25 protein-coding genes and 1 riboswitch are annotated in these 22,609 nt (G+C 42.6%); of the genes, 10 read left to right on the top strand and 15 right to left on the bottom strand.

What is annotated here, in order from left to right:
• Positions 1 to 8: 8 nt before the first annotated feature.
• Entirely contained in the window at positions 9 to 194 is a 186-nt protein-coding gene (locus E2R51_RS11010; protein ID WP_133377136.1) for a hypothetical protein, read from the top strand.
• Positions 195 to 298: 104 nt separating this feature from the next.
• A riboswitch (SAM riboswitch) is annotated at positions 299 to 404 on the top strand.
• A 103-nt stretch (positions 405 to 507) separates the two neighbouring features.
• Positions 508 to 2,874 (top strand): M14 family zinc carboxypeptidase, encoded by a 2,367-nt coding sequence (locus E2R51_RS11015; RefSeq protein ID WP_133377137.1) that lies wholly within the window; start codon positions 508 to 510, stop codon positions 2,872 to 2,874.
• A 48-nt stretch (positions 2,875 to 2,922) separates the two neighbouring features.
• Here the strand turns inward: E2R51_RS11015 and E2R51_RS11020 are convergent, their stop codons facing one another.
• Complete coding sequence (locus tag E2R51_RS11020) at positions 2,923 to 3,306, bottom strand: PH domain-containing protein (protein ID WP_133377138.1); 384 nt, start codon at positions 3,304 to 3,306, stop codon at positions 2,923 to 2,925.
• Positions 3,307 to 3,457: 151 nt separating this feature from the next.
• Here E2R51_RS11020 and E2R51_RS11025 point away from each other — a divergent pair, with 151 nt between their 5' ends.
• From E2R51_RS11025 to E2R51_RS11040, 4 genes are all read left to right on the top strand, one after another.
• A complete protein-coding gene (locus E2R51_RS11025) occupies positions 3,458 to 4,306 on the top strand; it encodes an aminoglycoside 6-adenylyltransferase (RefSeq protein ID WP_165967206.1) in 849 nt (282 codons plus the stop codon).
• A gap of 260 nt (positions 4,307 to 4,566) precedes the next feature.
• Entirely contained in the window at positions 4,567 to 6,309 is a 1,743-nt protein-coding gene (locus tag E2R51_RS11030; protein ID WP_133377140.1) for a carbon starvation CstA family protein, read from the top strand.
• Positions 6,310 to 6,383: 74 nt separating this feature from the next.
• Positions 6,384 to 6,641, top strand: a complete 258-nt coding sequence (locus tag E2R51_RS11035) for a cory-CC-star protein (protein ID WP_026045704.1) — start codon at positions 6,384 to 6,386, stop codon at positions 6,639 to 6,641.
• 31 nt (positions 6,642 to 6,672) lie between these two features.
• The gene (locus E2R51_RS11040) at positions 6,673 to 7,599 is read left to right on the top strand and encodes an ArsA family ATPase (protein WP_133377141.1); all 927 of its coding nucleotides are present in this window, start codon (positions 6,673 to 6,675) and stop codon (positions 7,597 to 7,599) included.
• Positions 7,600 to 7,856: 257 nt separating this feature from the next.
• Here the strand turns inward: E2R51_RS11040 and E2R51_RS11045 are convergent, their stop codons facing one another.
• From E2R51_RS11045 to E2R51_RS11085, 9 genes are all read right to left on the bottom strand, one after another.
• Positions 7,857 to 8,759: an ABC transporter substrate-binding protein gene (locus E2R51_RS11045; protein WP_240733052.1), complete on the bottom strand. Its 903-nt coding sequence runs from the start codon at positions 8,757 to 8,759 to the stop codon at positions 7,857 to 7,859.
• 26 nt (positions 8,760 to 8,785) lie between these two features.
• Positions 8,786 to 9,523, bottom strand: coding sequence for an ABC transporter permease (locus tag E2R51_RS11050; RefSeq protein WP_133377142.1), 738 nt, complete (start codon positions 9,521 to 9,523; stop codon positions 8,786 to 8,788).
• A 4-nt stretch (positions 9,524 to 9,527) separates the two neighbouring features.
• Positions 9,528 to 10,520 (bottom strand): ABC transporter ATP-binding protein, encoded by a 993-nt coding sequence (locus E2R51_RS11055; protein ID WP_133377143.1) that lies wholly within the window; start codon positions 10,518 to 10,520, stop codon positions 9,528 to 9,530.
• A gap of 18 nt (positions 10,521 to 10,538) precedes the next feature.
• The gene (locus E2R51_RS11060) at positions 10,539 to 11,192 is read right to left on the bottom strand and encodes an ABC transporter permease (RefSeq protein WP_133377144.1); all 654 of its coding nucleotides are present in this window, start codon (positions 11,190 to 11,192) and stop codon (positions 10,539 to 10,541) included.
• Positions 11,193 to 11,452: 260 nt separating this feature from the next.
• Positions 11,453 to 12,643, bottom strand: coding sequence for an NRAMP family divalent metal transporter (locus E2R51_RS11065; RefSeq protein ID WP_133377145.1), 1,191 nt, complete (start codon positions 12,641 to 12,643; stop codon positions 11,453 to 11,455).
• A 29-nt stretch (positions 12,644 to 12,672) separates the two neighbouring features.
• The gene (locus tag E2R51_RS11070; RefSeq protein ID WP_133377146.1) at positions 12,673 to 13,434 is read right to left on the bottom strand and encodes a 5-oxoprolinase subunit PxpA; all 762 of its coding nucleotides are present in this window, start codon (positions 13,432 to 13,434) and stop codon (positions 12,673 to 12,675) included.
• On the bottom strand, positions 13,421 to 14,443 hold the full coding sequence (locus E2R51_RS11075; RefSeq protein WP_133377147.1) for a 5-oxoprolinase subunit C family protein: 1,023 nt from the start codon (positions 14,441 to 14,443) through the stop codon (positions 13,421 to 13,423). Before E2R51_RS11075 ends, E2R51_RS11070 begins: the two co-directional genes overlap by 14 nt.
• Positions 14,440 to 15,144, bottom strand: coding sequence for a 5-oxoprolinase subunit PxpB (gene pxpB, locus E2R51_RS11080; protein WP_133377148.1), 705 nt, complete (start codon positions 15,142 to 15,144; stop codon positions 14,440 to 14,442). The genes E2R51_RS11075 and pxpB overlap by 4 nt, the downstream gene beginning before the upstream one ends.
• A 231-nt stretch (positions 15,145 to 15,375) precedes the next feature.
• Positions 15,376 to 15,939 carry a VanZ family protein gene (locus tag E2R51_RS11085; RefSeq protein WP_240733053.1) on the bottom strand — a complete coding sequence of 188 codons (564 nt, stop codon included), beginning with the start codon at positions 15,937 to 15,939 and terminating at the stop codon, positions 15,376 to 15,378.
• A gap of 152 nt (positions 15,940 to 16,091) precedes the next feature.
• On the opposite strand from E2R51_RS11085, the gene E2R51_RS20075 reads away from it, so the two are divergent.
• On the top strand, positions 16,092 to 16,220 hold the full coding sequence (locus E2R51_RS20075) for a hypothetical protein (RefSeq protein WP_255509748.1): 129 nt from the start codon (positions 16,092 to 16,094) through the stop codon (positions 16,218 to 16,220).
• A gap of 56 nt (positions 16,221 to 16,276) precedes the next feature.
• Here E2R51_RS20075 and E2R51_RS11090 read toward each other — a convergent pair whose 3' ends face one another.
• The 4 genes from E2R51_RS11090 to E2R51_RS11105 are packed head-to-tail and all read right to left on the bottom strand — an operon-like array spanning position 16,277 to position 19,865.
• Positions 16,277 to 17,053, bottom strand: coding sequence for a 3-hydroxybutyrate dehydrogenase (locus E2R51_RS11090; protein WP_133377149.1), 777 nt, complete (start codon positions 17,051 to 17,053; stop codon positions 16,277 to 16,279).
• Between the two features lie 40 nt (positions 17,054 to 17,093).
• Complete coding sequence (locus tag E2R51_RS11095; protein ID WP_133377458.1) at positions 17,094 to 18,413, bottom strand: GntP family permease; 1,320 nt, start codon at positions 18,411 to 18,413, stop codon at positions 17,094 to 17,096.
• Positions 18,414 to 18,473: 60 nt separating this feature from the next.
• Complete coding sequence (locus E2R51_RS11100) at positions 18,474 to 19,148, bottom strand: 3-oxoacid CoA-transferase subunit B (RefSeq protein ID WP_205703326.1); 675 nt, start codon at positions 19,146 to 19,148, stop codon at positions 18,474 to 18,476.
• 21 nt (positions 19,149 to 19,169) lie between these two features.
• Positions 19,170 to 19,865 (bottom strand): CoA transferase subunit A, encoded by a 696-nt coding sequence (locus E2R51_RS11105; RefSeq protein WP_133377150.1) that lies wholly within the window; start codon positions 19,863 to 19,865, stop codon positions 19,170 to 19,172.
• A 201-nt stretch (positions 19,866 to 20,066) separates the two neighbouring features.
• Between E2R51_RS11105 and E2R51_RS11110 the strand changes: the two genes are divergently transcribed.
• Together E2R51_RS11110 and E2R51_RS11115 are read left to right on the top strand one after the other, a co-directional pair.
• Positions 20,067 to 20,948: a LysR family transcriptional regulator gene (locus E2R51_RS11110; protein WP_133377151.1), complete on the top strand. Its 882-nt coding sequence runs from the start codon at positions 20,067 to 20,069 to the stop codon at positions 20,946 to 20,948.
• A 106-nt stretch (positions 20,949 to 21,054) separates the two neighbouring features.
• Complete coding sequence (locus tag E2R51_RS11115) at positions 21,055 to 21,591, top strand: hypothetical protein (protein ID WP_133377152.1); 537 nt, start codon at positions 21,055 to 21,057, stop codon at positions 21,589 to 21,591.
• Positions 21,592 to 21,613: 22 nt separating this feature from the next.
• Here E2R51_RS11115 and E2R51_RS11120 read toward each other — a convergent pair whose 3' ends face one another.
• Entirely contained in the window at positions 21,614 to 21,919 is a 306-nt protein-coding gene (locus E2R51_RS11120; protein WP_133377153.1) for a hypothetical protein, read from the bottom strand.
• A gap of 151 nt (positions 21,920 to 22,070) precedes the next feature.
• Here E2R51_RS11120 and E2R51_RS11125 point away from each other — a divergent pair, with 151 nt between their 5' ends.
• Positions 22,071 to 22,343, top strand: coding sequence for a hypothetical protein (locus E2R51_RS11125; protein ID WP_133377154.1), 273 nt, complete (start codon positions 22,071 to 22,073; stop codon positions 22,341 to 22,343).
• Positions 22,344 to 22,609 lie beyond the last annotated feature (266 nt).

The following is a 22,609-nucleotide window of genomic DNA, read 5'->3' on the forward strand; positions in this document are numbered from 1 at the left end:
CGGCTCTAATGACATTATGGTTAGTAACGACGCTGGGTTTTTTGATGTTTTTAGGTATGGCTGGTGGGACATTTATCTATTTTTTCCGTTACGCAATGGAACCAAAGGATTCGATTAGGGTGGACCCGTTGATAAGGGACAGTGATTTTTCATCTGATGCAGATGGCAATGCCCCTCAGCAGCTGGACATTTGACTCATTTTCCATTATTTTCATCGTCTTATAGAACCATTTTTTTCAATATCTGTTGACGATTTCTTTATTTTCTTTATAATTCAGTCTAATTCAATAATAAAACTCTTTTATCAAGAGCTGGTGGAGGGACAAGCCCTATGAAACCCGGCAACCGGTTGACCTGTGTCAATACGGTGCTAATTCTTGCAGCTACGTGCTGAGGGATAAGAGAGAGAAACGGTTATATTGATTAACACGCCTCTTTCTTATGAGAAAGAGGCTTTTTTTATTGACTGAATATATTATTTAACAAAAACTTGACAGGAGGAAAAAAATGATTAAAAACACGATTGCTGCAACCGCCGTAAGTATAAGTTTACTCTTCAGCATCGCTCCACAGCATTCCCTTGCCGATACGATTACTTCGACTGAAAGAAAGCACAGTCTATTCAACTCGGAAAAATATGATTACATAACGTATGACTCATTGAAAGACCAGCTCGAAGGCTTTGAAAAAGAAAGTAAGCGGGTGGACCTTGACATCACCGGACAGTCCTCTACCGGAAAAGATTTATACACAATTACAATTGGAGAGCCTAAGTCTGAACAAAGCGAAAAGAAATACAAATTCCTGCGTAAGTTAATGAATCATAACCCTAAAAAAGCACAGGCCTACTTAAAAGCAAACCCTGATATAAAAGCGCCAATTCTTATCCACGCATCGATCCACGGGACAGAATTTGTAGGAACAGATGCAGCCATTCGTTTGATCGAACGGTTCGGGTTTGAAAATGACAAAGAAACAAAAGAAATTCTTAAAAACTTTACACTGGTAATCAATGTGAATGCCAATCCTGACGGACGGATCGATGCAACAAGATTTAATGCGGAGGGCATCGATTTAAACCGTGATTTTATTACTCAATCACAGCCTGAAACGCAGGCAGCGGTAAAGCAGATTGCGGAGCTTAATCCCCTTGTGCTGCTTGATCTTCATGGTTATGTAAAACAGAGGGGCGAAGCCAACCACCCGGGTCTCATTCTTCCCGGCACCCCACCTCATAATCCAAACTATGAATATGATCTTTTATATAAATGGATGAACGAACAAGCAGAAGCAATGGAAACACAACTAGTCAGTGAAAAGGAAAACTATGAAACAGAGCTTTACACAACTATGAAAGGCACTCACATTCCTTTAAGAGATTCACCATCAGGCTGGGATGTTTATCCCCCTATTTATACCCCTGCCTACGCCATGCTCCATGGAGGATACGGCTACACCCTGGAAGCTCCAACGAATGATCTGGATGGGGTAAAATGGCAGGTCGACGCAGTTACCGGTGCATTGAAATATGCTCTTGATAATAAGCAGGGTATGATGCGTGACCAGATAAAGATATTTGAACGCGGTGTCAGCGGAGAGCATCCTAATAATGAAGACAGTTTCTATCCTGAAAGCTATATCATCCCTGAAGATAAAAAAGATCCAACTGCTGTTAATCAAGTAATCAATCATCTGATCAAAAATGATATTAAAGTGGAAAGAGCAGTAAGCCCATTTACAGCAGACGGCGAACGTTATGAAAAAGGCGCCTATATTATTGATCTACACCAGGCAAAAGCAGGACTGGCTAATGCATTTCTTTGGGACGGTGAAGATATTACCGATGACATTGATGCCATGTATGATATTTCCGCTTGGAACCTTCCAGAGTTATGGGGATTTGAAGCAATTGAAGCCTACACTGATGTTAAGGTAAAGACATCCGAAGTACGAAAAGTAAAAGAACAAGGAAAGCTGGTTGGCAAAGGTCCTTACCAGATCCCCAATGCTTCTGTTAATGCGGTGAACCTGGTGAATAAGCTGCTCAATGAAGATGTAACTGTCAAAAAAGATAATGATGGTCATTTTTATGCAGAGGGTAAACAAAACAAGCTTCAGCAAGCAGTGAAGGAATCCGGATTGACCTTGATTACAAAAAAAGCACCAAAACATTCGGATCAGCTGCAAGCTTTAAAAATCGCCATTGTGAAGGATGGCGGCATGGGTAAAGTTCAATCCCACGCAGGAACAAAGCTTTCCCTGGAGCGGCTTGGCTTTTCTGTAACTGAAGTTCATCCCAGGGAAGTAGCAAATGAAGGACTGGAGGATTTCGATACATTAATTTACAGCGGAACTGCAAATCTAGTATCCTCTAATTTAAGTGAAGCAAACAAAGAATTTGGTCTTGAAAATTCAGAAGAAGTAAACAAATTCAATGAAAACATAAGAAGGTTTGTTGATAACAATGGCGGCTTTATTGCTGTAGGATCAGGCGGTTCACAAGTAGCAAAATCAGCCGGCCTGACAGAAGTACAAGTTAATCGCGCCTCCTCAAGCAGCAATGGAATTGTAAAGGTGGATTACCTTAACTCCCCCCTCACCTCCGGCTATAAAAAGGAGGATATCGGATTCGTTTATGGTCCTGTATGGTACTCGAACACAGACAACACAGATGTTGCCGCCACCTTCTCCAGCAAAGAGGACTTCTTCTTGGCAGGTCACTGGAAGGGCAGTGAAACCGCCAGGGACAAAGCGGTAATTGTTAAAGAAAAGGATCAGCCCGTTACCTTGATTGGAATCGAAGCCGGATTTAGAAACCATACTGATTATTTGTTCCGTTTATTATCCAACTCAATATTTGAAATAAATCAATAAAAAATAGGAGTCTTCAAGCCTGGAATCTGGCTTTGAAGGCTCCCCTTTTTATTTAGCTGCCAAAACATATTTTGCGAGGACGGTATGGACATCATATATATTTAGCGATTTATTAAACATTTTACTTAATGGTTCACCCGCCCCTGAAATCCATATTTTCAGCTCTGCGTCCAGATCGAAGGTGCCGGCTGTTTCAATGGAAAAATGCGTAATGCTTGAGTATGGAATGGAATGATACTCGACTTTCTTCCCTGATACCCCCTGCTTATCAATTAAAATAAGACGCTTATTCGTAAAGAGAAAAAGATCCCTGATAATCTTGTATGACTTTTCAAATTGTTCACCCTGAATCAGCAGTTTGCCATATTCTTTTTGAGCATCTTCATTTTTTACTTCTGATGCATTGCCCATTAACCCGTCAAACAGTCCCATCACTAACTCCTCCTTTTTTATCCTCTATTGTGTTAATACCAACTTAATGTGTTCATTAATCCTCTTCTTAATTAGCACCTTACTAACAATCTGAATTTTCTATTTTTTAATGATACAATTAAACCATCAAATGAAAGGAAGGATGTCCTTAATGCGAAGTGCAGAACAGTTCTACCCTTCCCTGCTGAACTGGGCCGGGGAATGCGATTGGATCCGTGTTGTTTTACAAACAAGTTCACGAACCAACCCTCATGCCTTCAGGGATCGTTTTACTGATTACGATATTGAGTTGTATGTAAACAATCTGGAATGGTTTTTGCAGGATAATTGGCTTTCCCATTTTGGAACACTGATTGCAGCAGCACCGTTAAAACCTGCGATCGATCAGCTGCACATAACCCGCCTGGTGCTGTTTGATGATGGAACAAAAATGGATTTTCAGATTTATCAACTTGATCTTCTGGAAAAAGTCAGTCAGCTGCCACCTGAATACGATAACGGCTATGAGGTGCTGCTTGATAAAGATAAGCTTACACCGCTTTTTAAGCCCCCTTCTTTTCAGGCCTATCATGTTAAGCCCCCAACGAAAGATCAATACGCCGAACTTGTTAACAGCTTCTGGTGGGATACATCCTATGTGGCAAAAAGCTTATGGCGCGATGAGCTCTTTTTTTCCAAATATATGCTGGACAGCATTATTCGCATCAATTATTTGCAGCCGATGATTGAATGGCATATAGGTGTTCAACACAGCTGGGGCGTTAACCCCAATAAACATGGCCGCTGGTTTAAACGCTATGTTCAGCCTGCACTTTGGACCCGCATTGAACAGACGTATGCAGGAAGTTCGGTAGAAGATAACTGGAATGCACTATTCAATACCATGAATCTGTTCAGTGAACTGGCAATTGAAGTCGGCGCTTACTTAAGCTATCCCTATGATAAAGAAATGGAAGAAAGACTGACCGCGTATTGCAAAAATATTTATACGCTCCCATAGAGCAAGTATTGTTCCAAACTTCCATTTTTCCCTAAATACCTCTCTTCTTTCACCATCTTTAAATCGTTTTTGTTCAACATCATTCATCACTTTACCAGCTAATAAGACAAAATATAGCAAACAATGAATCTTTAAAATATTTACACAACTCAGGTTATGTCTTATCATTAAAACAAAGGTTTGAAAGCGATTACATTGCGCTTTCTGGTCTGCCTTAATAAAAAACAATGTAACTACTACTAATGGGGGAGGTATACGAATTGAATGCTATTGCGATAGCGGTTATAGGCATTTTTATTTTTATTTTAGGTTACCGGTTTTATTCAAAATTTGTGGCAGAAAAGATCTTTCGCCTGGATCCGAATTATGTCACACCTGCACATCGATATAAGGATGGCGTAGACTTTGTTCCAACGAATAAGTTTGTGTTATGGGGGCATCATTTCACCTCCGTTGCAGGGGCAGCGCCTATTTTAGGACCTGCCATTGCCGTCTACTGGGGCTGGCTGCCCGCTGTTTTGTGGGTTGTATTAGGAACGGTATTTGCAGCCGGTGTCCATGATTTTGGCACTCTCGTTGTATCTGTCCGAAACAAGGGACAATCAATTGGCACACTTGCTCATAAGCTTGTAGGCCAGCGGGCAAAAATATTATTTTTATTCATTATCTTAATTCTGGTGCTGATGGTAAATGCCGTTTTTGCATGGGTAATTGCAAACCTGTTTATTACCTTTCCATCAAGCGTCCTTCCAGTCTTTATTCAGATTCCGCTTGCGATTTGGATTGGACATGCTGTTTATAAAAAGAATGCAAAAATGCTGGTTCCCTCTCTGATTGCTCTTGCCGTCATGTATTTTGTGGCTGTTATTGCTGCGCGTGTTGATTTTCTTCAAATTGACTTGGTCCGCTATATGGGCGGGGAAGCCGGAGCGGGGATTTTTGGTCTCGGTGCCGTGTCCAGCGCGTTTTTCATTTGGATTGTTATCTTAATGATCTATGTTTACATCGCGTCCACACTTCCTGTATGGCAGCTGTTGCAGCCGCGTGACTTTATTAACTCTCATCAATTGGTTGTTGGATTGGCTATTTTGTATTTAGGACTGATTTTTACGAACCCTCAAATTACAGCACCAATTACCAACCCAAATGCTGATGATGTATCCTGGTTCCCTCTTCTGTTTATTACCATCGCCTGCGGGGCAATTTCAGGGTTTCACGGACTGGTCTCCTCCGGTACATCCTCCAAGCAGCTTAATAAAGAAACAGATGCCCGCTTTGTAGGCTACCTGGGAGCGGTAGGGGAAGGCATTTTAGCACTTGTTTCGATAATCGCCGTTATTACGCTATTCCCGACAAAGGAAGATTTCCTTGCAACCTACAGCAGTTTTCAAGCAGCAAGTGCAGGAGGTCTGGGCTCCTTTGTACAAGGTGCCAGCCAGCTTGCAACAGGCTTAGGCATTCCTGCTGAAATCGCTGCTACAATTGTTTCAATCATCGTCGTAAGCTTTGCTGCTACCACTCTTGACACTTCTGTTCGACTGATGCGTTACATCATTGCTGAACTCGGTTCAGAATACAAGGTGCCAGCTCTGACAAAAACGCATGTTGCTACAACGATTGCCGTTGTTTCAAGTGCAGCACTTGTGCTGATTCCTGAAGGTCCTCAAGGCTTCGGTTCAGGCGGCTACCTGCTATGGCCGTTATTCGGCACATCAAATCAGCTGCTCGCAGGAATCAGTTTACTATTGATTTCTGTTTGGCTGAAGCGCTTGGGCAGAAACTATATGATTACATTAATTCCAATGCTATTCCTGCTGTTTATGACGCTCTGGGCTATGGTTCAGCAGGTCTTGTTTACATGGGCATGGTGGGGAACGCAGTCAAACTCCCTCCTCTTTATTTTCGGGGCCATTATTATGGGATTTGCCATCTGGATTGTTATCACTGCCCTTACTGCTCTTGGAAGCAACAGCCAGCCAACAATTGACGATAACGATTTGTAATGTAAGATGCACAAAAAGGGGTCATGCAGGTTGTGATCCCTTTCCTGCATTTTAAGAAATGAGGTGGACTGATAATGCTGGACAAGGTTAAACAGCTGATCGCCTTTTATGAAGAAGTGTTAAGCATGCCCCACAGGCAGGAAATCGCCCGTGAGCTGCGAAACGAGGATGATTTATTTTTATTGCTTCTTTATTCAGAGATGATTGGCATTCCAAACCCTGTGTACTACTACACACTTGAACTCTATCCTTATATGATCGAAAAATTTCACGACTGGCATCTGCGCATGGGCATGGAGAAATCTCCGATGACAGGTATTCGCTGTTGTTAGGACAAGCTCGTTTTTAAAAAGGAGAATTCGCATGGAAGTATTGAAGAAAAGCATTATATTTGTAGGCGGCAAGGGCGGCGTGGGAAAATCAACGACTGCTGCAGCAATCGCCTGGAAGTCTGCTCAGCAGGGATTTCGCACCCTGTTGATTTCAACGGACCCCGCCCATAACGTCGGTGATATTTTTGATGAAAAAATTGGCGGGAAAAATAAAGAGATCGCTAAAAATTTATATGCGCTTGAAATTGATCCTGAAATCGAAACGGCTAACTATATAAAAGGGGTTAAGGAAAACATTAAAGGCGTGGTGCACTCAGGAATGATGGAGGAGGTTCACCGGCAGCTTGATACCGCTAAAGCCTCCCCTGGTGCTGACGAAGCTGCACTGTTTGATAAGCTGATCTCCATTATATTGGAAGAAAGGATGCACTTTGACAAACTAGTCTTTGATACGGCGCCAACCGGCCATACGATTCGTTTGTTAACCCTGCCTGAGCTTATGGGGGTATGGATTGAAGGGCTGCTTGAAAAAAGAAAAAAAACCAACGAAAACTACGCAGCGCTGTTAAACGACGGGGAGCCTGTTGAGGATCCAATCTATGAAGTGCTGCGGACACGGCAGGAACGGTTCTCTAAAGCACGGGAACTGTTATTAAATGAAAAGGAAACAGGATTTATTTTCGTCCTCAATCCGGAGAGGCTGCCGATATTAGAAACACAAAAAGCGATTGAACTCCTGCAAAGGTACGATTTGCATGTAAAAACACTGATCATCAATAAAGTCTTGCCTGAAGAGGCTGACGGCACCTTTATGCTTGAGCGCAAAAAACATGAAAGGCAATATACTGAATTAATTAAGGACACATTCAAAAAGCAGCAATTAATCTATGTGCCCCTCTTTTCTCAGGACATTGTCAGCAAAAACCATTTAGAATGGTTCAGTGAGCATTTCAGCTGAGGTAGCACATGATATTTGCAAACAAAAGAAAGGAAGATGACGTTTTTCATCGTCATCTTCCTCTTTTCATTGCAAAACTTTTATTAAAAACGCAGGTTCATTGTAGCGGAAGGCGGGGACTCCGGGACGATTAGCGGGAATGCTGAGACCCCACAGGCAAAGCCGAGGAGGCTCAGCGACCGCCGTCCGGAAAGCCTCCGCCTGGAGCGGAAATGAACCGGCCGCTTTATAGAGTTACTTTCAAATTATTCTAAAGTCTACTCTTCATCAAGCAGCCCATTGTCAACAAGCCACTCATAGGCAACGACAGATACGCTTTCCCCTTCAATATCCACGCGGTAATTTAATTCCCGCATGATGGAACTATCCAGGTTCTCCGCTAATACAGCTGTAATGTCTTCAATTTCAGGATATTCTTCAAATACCTCCTGGTTTATTGAAATGGCTGCACGGTACGGCGGGAAAAACTGTTCATTATCCTCGAGTATAACCAGATCATAGTTTTTGATTGTGGCGTCTGTTTCAAAGGCCACAGAAACATCCACCTGTTCATTATCCAATGCTCTCTGGGTCAGCCCAATATCCATTTGATTGATTTGTGCGGTTCCAAATTCAAAGCCGTAGGTTTCTTCCACGCCCGGCAGTCCGTCTGCACGATTAGCAAACTCGGCGTCAGAAGCCATGGTCAGCTCGCCCGGATTTTCATTTATATATTCGGCTAAATCACTGATTGATTCAATTCCAAGCTCCTGAGCCTGTTCACTTCTCATAGCAAGTGCATAGGTGTTATTTACCTGGGACATATTCATCCAATGAATATCATCTGCACGGTCAATGTCTTTAACCTTGTCAAAAGCCTGCTGCGGATCGGCAATCGGCTCTTCCCCCATGTAGGTGATAAGCGCGGTACCTGTATACTCCCACATCAGGTCGACCTGCCCGTTTTCCAGGGCAGTTCTCACAACACTGCTTCCAAGATTATTCATTTGCTTGACTTTAAATCCTTCTTCTTCCAGTAAAAAGCCTGTCATCTCTGATAATAGATACTGCTCAGTAAAATTTTTGCCTCCTACCGTCACCTCTTTCCCTGCTATTCCCGAACAGGCAGAAAGGGTAACCATAGCGATCACAAGGATCATTAATGTAAGTGATTTTCTCACAAATCTGCTGCCTCCAATCCCAATTGCTATGCTTTTGCTACACGTCTTGAGCCTTTTGGCACAAGTACATATTCTAATTTACGAAGTAAATAATCAGCCAAAATAGCCATCAGGGTGACAGGGATTGCACCTGATATTAAGAAGCCGTTGTCAAATAGCTGAATGCCGGTAAAAATCCAGACACCCAATCCGCCGCCTCCCACTACATAAGCAAGCGCGGCAGTACCAATATTCAGTACGACTGCTGTACGGATACCCGCAAGGATGGAGTAGGCAGCATTCGGCAATTCTATTCGGAACAAAATCTGATGCGGCTTCATGCCCATTCCTTTAGCTGCGTCGATCAGGTTTTTGTCGATTGTATCAAGCCCAGCTACTGTATTCCTGAAAATCGGCAGAATGGAATAGATAAACAGGGCAAAAACTGCTGTTTGAAACCCGATTCCAAGCACACTGATCATCAGGGCAAGTACGGCAAGACTGGGAATGGTCTGCCCAAAATTAACAATATTCGTGACAAGCCATTCTGCTTTTCTGAACTTTGGTCTGGTAATTAAGATACCTGCCGGAACGGCGATAAGTATGGCAAATATTGATGACACCAGTACAAGCTCAAGATGCTGTCTTAAAAGAACAAAAAAAGTACCTGTCTCACTGAAAATATACGAAAAATACTGATTTTTAATGGCCCAGATAAAAAATAGCAGGACCATTCCATAGATAAAAAACCGAAAGCTATTTCCGATTAACTTTTTGGTATTCACCGGATCACCCTTCCTGGGATACGGACAACTTCCCTTTTATTTCAAAATGTAAATATTTCTGAACAAGATCAATGGTAATGGATCCAATTCGTTCACCCTGGTCATCTGTTACGATCACCTGGTCTGCCTCCTGATTTAACAGCATGGAAATTGTATTGCGCAGGTCCTGATTTACATTGATCGTTTTCGTATCTTCGATCGCATCATCAATATGCGCAAGTCCGATGACTTCCTGCAGGTTTTTCACCGTATGCAAACTCAAGCTTTTTATGGCACGGTCCTTACCGAAAAATTGGGATACAAATTCATTTTTAGGATGCGTCAGCATTTCTGAAGGAGTATCGTATTGCATAATTTCTCCATCACGCAAAAGAACGATTTTATCACCCATTTTGATTGCCTCATCAATATCATGGCTTACAAAAAGAATGGTTTTTTTCACTTCACGCTGAATCTGCAAAAACTCATCTTGTATTTTTTCACGAATAATTGGATCAAGTGCTCCAAAAGGCTCATCCATTAACATTACAGGCGGATCAGCTGCCAGTGCCCGGACCACACCGATACGCTGCTGCTGGCCTCCTGACAATTCGTGGGGAAATCGTTTGCGGTATATCTTCGGGTCAAGGCCGATTAATTTCATTAAATAATCAAACCGCTCCCGCTTTTCTTTTTTGGTCCAGCCCAGAAGGTCAGGAACAATCATGACATTTTCCTCAATGGTCATATTCGGAAAAAGACCATTACTTTGAATGACGTATCCGACTTTTCTTCTTAATTCAATGGCATTGAGATCCATGGAATCCTGCTCATTAATAACGATGTTTCCTTCAGAAATGGATTCAAGTCTGTTAACCATTCTTAAAAGAGTCGTTTTACCGCAGCCTGATGGTCCCAGCAGGACGACGATGTTTCCCTTTTCAACAGTAAAATTCAAGTCTTTAACTGCCGTTTTCTCTTCATTGTATCTTTTGGTTACATGATTAAACGTAATCATCTTTTCACCTCTCAACAGTTAATTAGCAATACCCTTTGTTGTAAATCGTTTTTGAATAAACAGCAATATAGCGTCTGCAATGATTGCCAATAAAGCAACCGCCAGCGATCCGCTAATAATCAGATAATTATCGCCTCTGCTGATCCCCTGTGTGATGAGGACGCCGAGTCCTCCGGCACCAATATAAGCAGCAATGACTCCTATTCCGATATTAAGAACAACCGCTGTTCGAACGCCTGCCATTATGACGGGCAAAGCATTGGGAATTTCTACTCTTAACAGGCGCTGAGACGTTTTCATGCCCATTCCAATTGCAGCATCTCTCATTTCCGGATTTACGTTTTTAATAGCCGTATACGTATTCCTGATAATTGGAAGTTGAGAGTACAGAACTAATGCCACAAAAGCTGGCAGAAAACCTATTCCCTGATTAATAATGGAAAAAATAGGTATCATTACACCAAAGAGCGCTATGCTCGGAATTGTAAGCGTAACAGAAGCAACTTGAAGAACGGTTCCTGCGAGGTATTCATTAGTGGTCAAGTAGATGCCAAGCGGCACACCAATTAATAAAGCAACGATAATAGCAAGAGTGACAAGTATGGCATGGTCCAGTGTCAGTTCTAAAATGCGGGGTGCATTAATCTCAAGAAATCGTAACCATTCTTCCAAAACAAATAACCTCCCTTCCTGTAAAAGAGAGCAAGTTAAAGCTCTCTGGGTTTATTATGGTCAGGTAAACAAGAAATAATTTATTTTCTCATTATGTTAACCATTATGACAATTGTATCATAGTTAACATAATTATTTAGGAATATACCCTGGTTTTCTTCAAATAGCTCGTTTTTTCGAGAAAATTCGACAGCAAATTTCGCTAAAAAGGGGATCTTTTTAAGATCCCCTTTTAGTGCAGCTTATTTGGTTTCAGGTTATTAAGAGAATAATTTAGGGATGCCATTAATTAACGTATAGCCGCCCATGTAAGACATCATTATAACAATGATGATACCAAAAACAGTCATCCAAATTGGATGCTTATAATCTCCCACGATTTTTGCTTTGTGGGCCCCAATCAGCATAACACCAAGTGAGATCGGAAGAATAAGTCCATTGACTGAACCAACCAGAATTAAAATGGTTACCGGCTGACCGACGATAACAAACACGGTTGTTGAAATAACAATAAAGCTGACGATCAGCCATTTCTCATACTTCTCAAAAATAGGGCTGAAGGTTTTGATAAAGGACACTGACGTATAAGCTGCCCCTACCACAGAAGTTACAGCGGCAGACCACATAACTACCCCAAAGATTTTATAGCCGATGTTTCCTGCTGCAAGTTGAAATACAGATGCAGGCGGATTACTTGGATCAATTTGAAGACCTTGTGCAACAATCCCGAAAGTAGCCAGGAAAAGGAAAATACGCATGATTGACGCAATACCAATGGCAGAGATTGAACTCTTTGTTACTTCTCCAAGGTTTTCTTTTCCTTTCAGCCCTGCATCAAGAAGGCGATGTCCTCCGGCGAATGTTATATATCCCCCTACTGTTCCCCCAACCAGGGTTACGATGGCAAGTATATCAATTGTTTCCGGAATAAATGTGCGCGTTATGGCCTCCCCTATCGGCGGCTGTGACTGAAACATAACAAAAATGGTTAAACCGATCATCAAAAATCCAAGGATTTGAGTAAAACGGTCCATCAGTTTTCCTGCTTCTTTAACAAGGAATATTCCAACTGCCACAATTCCGCTGAACAGCGCGCCCATTTCTGGAGAAACCCCAAACAGCACATTGGTTCCCAAACCGGCTCCGCCGATATTTCCAATATTAAACGCAAGTCCACCCATTACAATTAATACGGCAAGAAAGTATCCCAGTCCCGGTAAAACAAGATTGGCTATTTCCTGCGCCCTTTTTTCAGACACTGCAATAATGCGCCAGATATTCATCTGTGCACCGATATCAATAATAATGGAAATTAAAATAACAAATCCAAAGCTTGCGGCCAGTGTCTGGGTAAATGTAGTTGTCTGAGTTAAGAAACCTGGCCCAATCGCAGACGTAGCCATTAAAAACGCTGCACCCAGTAAAATACTGCGGTTTGATTCTTTCTTCATTGTCGTTGCCTCACTTTACTAAAAGATGGTTATTTCCCTATACTCACTAACTCAATGCCTTCTGCTTGAAGTGATTCATTAATCTGTCTGGCAAAAGTTAAAGCATGAGAACCATCACCATGGATACATACAGTATCTGCCTGAATCGTGATGTCCATTCCTGCTGTTGAGCAAACCTTTTGTTCCTTAATCATGCGGACGACCTGTGCAACCGCCAAGTGATCATCTTCTATTAAAGCGTTTTCTTCTGTTCGTGATGTAAGTTCACCTGTTGACTGATAAGTCCGGTCAGAAAATACTTCACTGGCTGTTTTCAGACCGATCTTGTTACCTGCTTTAATCAGTTCACCTCCTGATAAACCAAATAGAACAAGCTCGCTGTCCACATCATAAACTGCTTTTGCAATTGCGTGCGCCAGCAATGGATCGCGTGCTGCCATATTATATAAGGCGCCATGGGGTTTTACATGCTGAAGTTTTGCCCCTGACGCTTTTACAAAACCGTGCAGGGCTCCGATTTGGTAAACAACCAGATCATACGCCTCATTAGGAGAAACGGCGATGTTTCGTCTGCCAAAGCCCGCCACGTCATTAAATCCAGGGTGAGCACCAATGCCCACTCCTTTTTTCAAGGCAAGGTTGACCGTTTTTTTCATTGTCGATGGATCACCTGCATGAAAACCGCAGGCAATGTTTGCAGAGGTGACGTAGTTTAAAATTTCTTCATCGTTCCCCATCTTGTATGCCCCAAAACTCTCGCCCATATCACAATTCAGATCAACCCGCAGCATGATTATCTCCTCCACTCTCTATTTTCCGGTCAATGATCCATTTTAATTCACGAATATCCTGCTCTCTTTTAAGCAGAGAGCACTGAGCCTCTTCATGTGATATTTCCTTAAAATGAATCGTTTCTCCAGGTTTCTTTTGAACTAAAGCAGGCAGATCCACGGAACTTACTTGACCAATCTTCGGATAGCCGCCAATGGTCTGGCGGTCTGCCAGCAGGATGATAGCCTGGCCGTCAGCCGGTACTTGTATTGTGCCAAATGCTACAGCCTCTGAGAGCAAGTCCTCCGACACCGTGCGCTTCAATTCTGTTCCGTCAAGACGAAATCCCATTCGGTCAGATTGTGGTGAGACCTTAAATGGTTTTTCCCAGAAATCCTGCTGGCTGTCAGGAGCAAATTCATCATACTGCCTGCCCTTCATAACCCGGAGTGAAGAACCGTAGTAGATTTCATGAAGATAGACCTTTGAAATTGACCATCTGGATGTAAACGATTTTCCAACTTTTTTGGTTAAACTTAATATGATTTGTTTGGATTTTTGGGATAACGGATTGTTTTGGATGACATCTTCTTTATCTAATGTCCGGCCATTTAACCCTCCAATTTGTGCCCGAAGATAGGTGGATTTGCTATTCATCACAATCGGCAAATCCAGCCCGCCGCCAACCGCAATGACTGCTCTGCATCCCTTTTTACTAAACTTCATATGCAGGGTGGTGCCTTGTTTAACGAAAACAGGCCTCCATGTGGGACACGGTTCGCCATCAAGCTGCGCTGAGAAGTCAGCGCCGCAAATAGCGATCAGCCCATCTTTTTCAAATTCCAATGTTGGACCAGTGAGCGTAACTTCAATCACTGCCTCCCTCTCTTCATTGCCTACCAGGATATTAGCAATGCGGTATGCGAATGTATCCATTACCCCGCTGGCAATTACACCGTATTGCTGAAACCCGTTGCGCCCCTCATCTTGAATGGTCGAGAGAAGACCTGGTTCAATGACTCGAATCATTTTCTTCTCCCCTTTCTTTCTTTAAACTCTTCTTCTGTAATCGAGTAAAATGTTACTACATCTCCCGCCTGCAAAAGTGTAGGCTCTTCCTCGTTTTCAGGACGAAATAATTTTTCAGGCGTTTGCCCGATAATTTGCCAGCCTCCAGGTGTTTCGATGGGATAAACCCCCGTCTGTTTTCCGGCAATTCCCACTGACCCAGCGGATATTTTCATTCTCGGCTTAGCTTTCCTTGGAGTGGCAATTTTTTCATTCATCCCTCCTATGTATGGGAAGCCAGGTGCAAAACCCAGCATATACACAGTGTAGGTTGATTCGGTATGTAATTGGATCACTTCTTCTTTTGTTATTTTGTGATAATCAGCTACCTCCTCCAGGTCAGGTCCCGTTTCTCCTCCATAAAAGACCGGAATTCTGATTGTTCGGGAAGAAGCATCTGCTGCTGTTTCCATTCCCTTTAATATGCGGGTTATTTCATTGGAAACGTACTCGTACGGTGAAGAATGTCCTGCTAGTTTACGAATATCATAATGCACAGCAACTGAGGCAAATGCGGGTACAAGCTCAGTAAGCCAGTTTGGCTCCTCATTTTCAAGAACGCTTTTCACTTGCTGAACAGCGGCGTGAATGGAATGATTCACTTCTTGAGGGAATTCAATTAGTATAGCCTGGTCACCAAGCGGATGAAGTGAATGATCCATAAAATAACTCCTTTTTATACATTTTTCTGAATAATTATATGAAGCATTGTACCGTATTTCTGCGCTTTAAATCAACTTCTCAGATGATAACCGCAACTTTCCCACCGAATAAATGATAATTAAAAACAGTTAGTGAATTTATTGTAAATTAGAAACGATTTTATATGTTAAAATGTGGTTAAGTCTGGTTAAAAAACAGCCACCTCCAATATCAGAAAAGTGGCTGCTTAGTTAGTTGATACGATGTTCAGTTTTGATCGTTTTTTTTATTTTTCTTCCCCTGATCGCTTTAAAAATCAGAAAAACAATCAGACCCCCTGCTGTGTTCATAATTAAATCGTCCGTATTAAATCCCCGCGTACGGATTAATCCTGAATAAGACAGGATGAGCTGAAGCGTCTCGATCGTCAGGCTGGCTCCAAATAACAGAAACGCACCCTTCCAGCGTTTTACTTTAAAAAGAAAAGCCAGAAAAAATCCTCCGGGCATGAGCAGGAGAAAATTGTAAAAGGTAAGTCTCGCATTATTGTAGAAGGACCAGCTTTCATAATTTGTATAGGTGCTCCATTCTTTTACAAAGTAAAAGGGCTCAAGCTGAACCTGGATGAATGGATCCTCAGCAGGAGGAAACAAGATGGCTCCCAATGTTAATTGGGCAACGACCGAAACGTATAAAATAAAACAGTAATACAGGAGTCTTTTAACGAATCTTCGTTTCTTAACCATATCTCTTATCACAATACTAATAAATATAATAATTCCAATCAGCATGACAGGCACAGTGGTATGCTCCATTTTTTCACACTCTCAATCTCTGTAACAATAATTACTTTCATCTTATTCTATATTATTTTCACCGTATATAAAAAAAGATTTGCAAAATGGAAACTTTTTTCATTGATGGCAGTCTGTTTAAATAGGAAGGTTTTTAAAGGAGAGGGACACAAATGAGCCGCAGGATGGGAGATATCGTTTTATTCGTTTTTGGTATTATGACCTTGATTGTCTTAGTTTTTTTGATTGCAGTGTTTTTATTCAGGGGAAGCCTGATGGATCTTGTAATGGCACTGTTTTAGGGAAAATAACAGAAAAAAACCACAACAGGATTACTGCTGTGATTTTTTGACCTGTGTTATTGGGCTGTATATCCTCCGTCCAATGCTACTGCCTGTCCGGTCACTCCCTTTGCCTTATCGCTCGATAGAAACAACGCGTAGTCCGCTATTTCCTGCACATCGAGAAGCCGTTTTTGCGGGACCAGCGGATAAATGACTTCCTCCAGTACCTTCTCTAATGAAATATTGCGATTTTGGGCTAAATCACCGAGCTGATTTCGTACCAGCGGAGTATCGACATACCCGGGGCAAATAGCATTTACAGTGATGCCATGTTCTGCTCCTTCGAGTGCTGCAACTTTTGTTAATCCGATTACTCCGTGCTTCGCGCTGTTATAAGCTGCTTTCCCTGCAAAGCCCACCAGGCCATTTATGGATGCCATATTAATAATTCTTCCAGTCCCCTGGCGTTTCATGATTGGAAAAACGTACTTGGTTGCCATAAACGGTGCAATCAGCATAATTCTGGTCAGCAGTTCGAATTTTTCTGTCGGAAAGTCTTCAATTGCAGAAACATGCTGCATGCCGGCATTATTAATCAGCACGTCAAGCCTTCCATAGTGGCGGACTGTGTGGTCAATAGACCCTTGGAGCTCCTCTTCAGCTGTCACATCACATTTAAGACCTATGCAGTCATACCCTTGCTCTGCCAGCCTTTGCGCTGCCTCTTTTACAGCTTCTTCATTTATATCTGTCAGTACGATTTTTGCACCTTCTTTAGCAAAAACCATGCCAATCTCATAGCCGATTCCGCTTGCAGCACCTGTAATAAATACGACCTTATTTTCAACCATTATCGTTCCTCCCCTCAAGCTGCTCTGGTAATTCGCTCTTTTATATACCTAATCCCAGAGAAAACAGTGCGATAGCGATCGCCAGTCCAATGAGCGGCACAATCACTGTGACAATACCGACTGGACCATAAGCGGCCTTATGCGTTTCTCCACAGATGCCCCGAATTGTCGTCACGACATACCCGTTATGAGGAAGAGAATCAAGTGCACCTGAAGAAATAGCAACAGTCCGGTGAAGGGCTTCCGCATTTACTCCCATATCTAAATAATGCGGCGCAATGAGTGGCAAGGCGATGACCTGTCCACCTGATGAAGATCCTGTAATTCCCGCAATGACACTAACGGCAATGGCACCTCCAAGCAACGGGCTGCCCGGAATACTTGTCATGGCATCAACTGCCACGTTAAATGCGGGCACAGCCTTCGCTACACCTCCAAAACCGACCACTGCAGCTGTATTGCCGATTGCAATCAGCGCACCGATTGTTCCCTCTGACATTGCTTTACCGAAATTTAAAAAATATTTTCTGTTTAATAAATAAGTAGTAATAATACCGCCCAATAAAGCAATAATGAGTGCAGATGTCATTAGTTGGTCGTGGAAAACAAATGAGATGACCAGAACAACCAGTAAAGGGATTGCTCCCATAAAAGGTTTCGGAAGCTCACGGTCTGCCACTACAGGGTCACTTTCACGCGCTTCAAACCGTTCTCCCTTGCCTACTGCTTTATTAATCATTCGTTTCAGCCACCAATAGCCGAATACTGCCATAAATACAGCAACGATAAGACTCACTTCCCAGCCTGCATAAGGACTGGTTCCCAGATGTTCAATCGGAATCCAGTTTTGTATCTCAGGTGAGCCTGCTGAAGTCATGGTAAAGGTCACCGACCCGAATGCCAGAGCAGCAGGGATAAACCTTCTTGGCAAATCTGCTTGTTTAAACAAACTAAGCGCCATTGGATAAACAGAGAATGCAACTACAAATAAACTGACTCCCCCGTAGGTTAAAACCGCACAGGCAAGTACAATGGCAAGAACAGCCTTTTTTATGCCGAATTTTTGAACAAGCCATTTGGATACACTGTCCGCCGCTCCGCTGTCCTCCATAACCTTTCCAAAAATGGCTCCAAGTAAGAACATCGGAAACCATGAGGTGATGAAGCCTGAAAATCCAGTCATGTAATTTGTTAAGAAATTGGACTCCCCTTCAGCCACCAGTTGCGGGAACAGCGGCATCCCGCTTAAAAGAGCCACAAAAAGAGCACAAAGCGGACCCGCAACAAGTAAATTCATTCCTCTCATCGTTAATACAATAAGTAAAATCAGACCGCCTGCCAAACCAATCATACTCAACACACTTAACATACCTTTTCCCCCTCGTGTTGCATTATGTAATGATGGAAGGATCCATGCTGTTTAATACGCTTCAGCTTTTACTGCTTCACTGACCAGCAGTTTTGCGTCTGTCGACTTCAGCACTTCCTCCACCGTCCAGCCCTTTGCTGTTTCCAAAAGAACCAGCCCCTCAGGTGTAACTTCGATTACTGCCCGTTCTGTAATAATCCGGTCTACTACCCCTTTGCCGGTTAGCGGCAGGGTACAGGACTTTACGATCTTGGATGAGCCTTCCCTGTTGGCATGCTCCATAATGACCACCGTTTTCTTAGCGCCGTGAACAAGGTCCATAGCACCGCCCATCCCCTTTATCATTTTTCCCGGGATCATCCAATTGGCAAGATCCCCTTGCTCGTCTGCTTCCATCCCGCCTAAAATAGCAATATCAATATGACCGCCTCTTATCATGGCAAATGATTCGGCACTATCGAAATAGGAAGCCCCCTGAATCGCTGTAACCGTCTCTTTTCCGGCATTAATCAAATCAGGATCCAGTTCATCTTCTGTCGGGTAGGCACCAATGCCAAGCAGTCCATTTTCTGATTGCAGAACAACCTCTTTCCCATCAGATAAATGGTTTGCGATCAGAGTAGGCATTCCGATACCTAAATTCACATAGAAACCGCTTTCAATTTCCTGTTCAGCTCTTTTTGCTATTTTCTCTCTAACTTCATGCTTGTTTAATGTTATGGCCATCCATTTTCCCTCCTTTGTTCGTTAAGTACCTGTACTTAGCGTTATACGCTCAATTCGTTTTTCCTGCTTCCCCTGGATAAGAGCTTGGACGTAAATTCCCGGAGTATGAACATTTTCGGGATTGATGCCGCCGGTTTCCGTTATGTCCTCCACTTCTGCAATGGTCACTTTTCCGGCTGCAGCGATCATCGGGTTAAAATTTCTAGCCGTTTTGTTATAGACTAAATTTCCCGCCCGGTCAGCTTTTGCTGCCAGCACTAAACTGAAGTCAGCTATCAGTGCTTCCTCCAGCATATATTCCTTGCCGTTAAACGTTCGGATTTCACGGCCTTCAGCACGGGGTGTACCAACTCCGGCAGGGGTATAAAACGCGGGGATTCCCGCCCCTCCAGCCCGTATCTTTTCTGCAAGTGTTCCCTGCGGAGTGAGATCCACCTCTATTTCACCTGACAGCACCTGACGTTCAAATTCCTTGTTTTCTCCCACATAAGAACCAATCATCTTTTTAATCTGCTTATTTTTCAGCAGCAAGCCCAGCCCCCAGTCGTCCACACCACAGTTGTTGGAAATGACGGTGAGATTCTTAACCTTTGAACGGACCAGCGCCTGAATTAAATTTTCCGGTATGCCTACTAAACCGAAACCCCCGGCCATTATCACTGCACCATCCTGGATCCCGCTTACCGCTTCATCAAAAGAATTATAAATAGGTTTCAATACAGTCACTCCCTGCCTCAATAAGATTACTACTCTACCAATATTGTAATCGCTTACTAGAATGTCAAGCCTTTACCTCTTTAATTGTTAAAATATTATGACTTATTTTCTTTTAACAGTGTACCTTCTGTTTTCTGATAGGTAAAATGAATAATAACTATATTACTTATAACAAAAAGTTATAGGTTAGGAGGTTTTATCTTGGATATCAGACAGTTAGGCTATTTCATTGAGGTAGCCAGGCATAAAAGCTTCACAAAAGCCTCCCGGGCTTTACATGTCACTCAGCCAACACTCAGTAAAATGGTTAAAGGGCTGGAACAGGAACTCGACGTCGTGCTGATCGATCGCTCAGCACGGCAAATCACCCTGACAGATGCAGGAGAAATCGTTTTTATTCAAGCTCAAAAAGTTATTAATGGCTTAGATGATTTATCCGTTTCTTTATATGACTTAATGAATTTAAAAAAAGGCAAAATAAATATCGGTCTCCCTCCTGTCATAAGCACACTGTTTTTCCCTACCATTATTGCTGAATTTCAGGAGGCATTTCCTGAGGTGACCGTCATGCTTGTGGAGGATGGTGCAAAAAAAGTCGAACAAAAAGTACTGGATGGGGAAGTGGATTTGGGCTTTGTCTTACTTCCTGTAAATGAAGATAAATTTGATGTGATCCCTTTTGTTCAACAGGAAATTAAATTGCTGGTTCATGAATCCCACCCCCTTGCCGATCGTGAGGCGGTGGACTTAATCGAACTCAAGGACGACCCATTCCTTTTACTCAGCAAGGAGTTCACGCTGAACAGCCGGACGATTGAAGTTTGCATTAGCGAGGGCTTTACCCCGCAAGTGGCTTATGAAAGCTCCCAATGGGATTTTATAGTGGGCATGGTCGGGAAAAATCTCGGTGTTACATTGCTGCCAAAATTGATCTGTGACAGGGTAATGGATGCACCGGTAAAAATGATTTCTTTAACGAACCCTTTTCCATGGCACTTAGGCATGATCCTGGCAAAAAACAGATACGTGCCCTTTGCTACAAGGGAATTTATATCTCTTGTAAAATCCCTCCCTCAGGTGTAGTCATCTAAAATAGCTATTGTTCTGATAGGCAATCACACACACAGAAGAAAAAATTATAAATACACTATCCTATGCTAGGTATCCAGACTAGAGAGGAAGATAAACAATGAATGATGATTACTACGTAAATTATTATCCTTATTATGAGGGATATTCTTATCAGGACGACCGAATTTTCCCTCCTGGCGGCGGTGGTGGTTCTCCATTTCCTGGTGGAGGTGGCGGCGGTGGCTTCCCATTTCCAGGTGGCGGTGGCGGCTTCCCGTTTCCTGGGGGCGGTGGCAGCGGCGGCGGCTTCCCGTTTCCGGGTGGCGGTGGCGGCAATGGCGGCGGATCTCAATTTCCTGGAGGCGGTGGCGGGTCAGTTCAAAACATGAGTGCTCCAACAGGACCGCCGCCTTCCCAGATCCCTCCAAAACCCTTCCAGGCTCAAGGAGCGCAAGCTTTTTTTGTAGATCCAGACTTAATACGCCCCTGCTTATTTAGATTCACATATGTATGGCTGAACAATGGGGCTTCATTCTGGTTCTATCCAATTTTAACAGGGCGTAATTCTGTTGGCGGATTTTACTGGAACAGCAGACAATTCCGCTGGTCTTACATTGCATTAGATACGAGAAGCATAGACGTCGTCAGCTGTTAAATCAAAAGCAGTCATCCACCTTTCATGCGGATGACTGCTTTTTCTTTTTGGTGCTCAAATATTCAACGAAGGCTATAATGGAAGTTTTGAGCGATGCATATGTCCCTACCGCTGCGGCTCCATAAAAAAAACCCATAAATACCCCAGCTGCAAGATTCCCTTTGTGGCTTATAAAAATAGAAATAATTAAACCAAATGCATTTGCCATTGTTGGTATGTATTTTTTAGGAATCTTAAATCGGACCTTTAAGATTTGTACAATGATCACTATAATGGGAATCGCGATTACGGCATCCCAAAAATTTGTATGAATCGTTGGAAAGTTCATGATCTTCTCTCCTTTTTTTCTAGTTTATCTGTTAAAGAAAATTACATACGAATTTTTTTGTATTTATTTTTTAAAATTAGGTTATTCATCCAAGAGCCTGCCCTGTGTTAGGCATATGCTTTAAAGAATGAACTTTAGGAGGGTTAGCCTTATGAATAATAATTTACCGGCTTATTATAATTACCAGAATGATGGGTATTCAGGTGATGAACGGATTATTGGCAGGCCTTTAGGCTTTGGAAGACCCTTTGGGTATGGCAGACCATATGGTTTTGGCCGCCCCTTTGGCTATGGCGGCTACGGATTCCCTGCAGGTTTTGCAGGAGGGCTTCTGACAGGAGCTTTATTGACTCCGGGCTATGGTTATGGCTATGGGGGCTATCCTTACCCGCCGTACCCTTATCCTTACTACGGGTATTATTAAATCAAATCGTTAAAAATACTGCTGTAAATCTCAGGCTCTGTCCTGAGATTTTTTTATTTTAGATTAGAATGTCATATGTACTATTACCCACTCATTTATAAGCCAAAAGACACTATTCTCTCCTTGGTTAATCCGGTTCATTTTGTGCAATATTTGTGCAAACGCTTACACTACTTTCTTTATTACCCTATACTTCTAATTAATTACACTCTTTTGAAGGAGGAGAAGTTATAAGTGAAAAATTTTAAATGGCTGTCCAGTATTGT

Origin of the sequence: Jeotgalibacillus sp. S-D1, from assembly GCF_004358665.1 — a bacterium.
In the GTDB taxonomy this organism is placed as follows: Bacteria; Bacillota; Bacilli; order Bacillales; family Jeotgalibacillaceae; genus Jeotgalibacillus.

Bases quoted from the DNA above. Each gene is read 5' to 3' on its own strand.
- E2R51_RS11115 (WP_133377152.1), top strand. From the start codon at position 21,055: ATGAATGATGATTACTACGTAAATTATTATCCTTATTATGAGGGATAT.
- E2R51_RS11025 (WP_165967206.1), top strand. From the start codon at position 3,458: ATGCGAAGTGCAGAACAGTTCTACCCTTCCCTGCTGAACTGGGCCGGG.
- E2R51_RS11075 (WP_133377147.1), bottom strand. From the start codon at position 14,443: ATGATTCGAGTCATTGAACCAGGTCTTCTCTCGACCATTCAAGATGAG.
- E2R51_RS11090 (WP_133377149.1), bottom strand. From the start codon at position 17,053: ATGGTTGAAAATAAGGTCGTATTTATTACAGGTGCTGCAAGCGGAATC.
- E2R51_RS11035 (WP_026045704.1), top strand. From the start codon at position 6,384: ATGCTGGACAAGGTTAAACAGCTGATCGCCTTTTATGAAGAAGTGTTA.
- E2R51_RS11040 (WP_133377141.1), top strand. From the start codon at position 6,673: ATGGAAGTATTGAAGAAAAGCATTATATTTGTAGGCGGCAAGGGCGGC.
- E2R51_RS11015 (WP_133377137.1), top strand. From the start codon at position 508: ATGATTAAAAACACGATTGCTGCAACCGCCGTAAGTATAAGTTTACTC.
- E2R51_RS11070 (WP_133377146.1), bottom strand. From the start codon at position 13,434: ATGCTGCGGGTTGATCTGAATTGTGATATGGGCGAGAGTTTTGGGGCA.
- E2R51_RS11120 (WP_133377153.1), bottom strand. From the start codon at position 21,919: ATGAACTTTCCAACGATTCATACAAATTTTTGGGATGCCGTAATCGCG.
- pxpB (WP_133377148.1), bottom strand. From the start codon at position 15,144: ATGGATCATTCACTTCATCCGCTTGGTGACCAGGCTATACTAATTGAA.
- E2R51_RS11010 (WP_133377136.1), top strand. From the start codon at position 9: ATGACATTATGGTTAGTAACGACGCTGGGTTTTTTGATGTTTTTAGGT.
- E2R51_RS11085 (WP_240733053.1), bottom strand. From the start codon at position 15,939: ATGGAGCATACCACTGTGCCTGTCATGCTGATTGGAATTATTATATTT.
- E2R51_RS20075 (WP_255509748.1), top strand. From the start codon at position 16,092: ATGAGCCGCAGGATGGGAGATATCGTTTTATTCGTTTTTGGTATTATG.
- E2R51_RS11100 (WP_205703326.1), bottom strand. From the start codon at position 19,148: ATGGCCATAACATTAAACAAGCATGAAGTTAGAGAGAAAATAGCAAAA.
- E2R51_RS11020 (WP_133377138.1), bottom strand. From the start codon at position 3,306: ATGGGACTGTTTGACGGGTTAATGGGCAATGCATCAGAAGTAAAAAAT.
- E2R51_RS11125 (WP_133377154.1), top strand. From the start codon at position 22,071: ATGAATAATAATTTACCGGCTTATTATAATTACCAGAATGATGGGTAT.
- E2R51_RS11065 (WP_133377145.1), bottom strand. From the start codon at position 12,643: ATGAAGAAAGAATCAAACCGCAGTATTTTACTGGGTGCAGCGTTTTTA.
- E2R51_RS11055 (WP_133377143.1), bottom strand. From the start codon at position 10,520: ATGATTACGTTTAATCATGTAACCAAAAGATACAATGAAGAGAAAACG.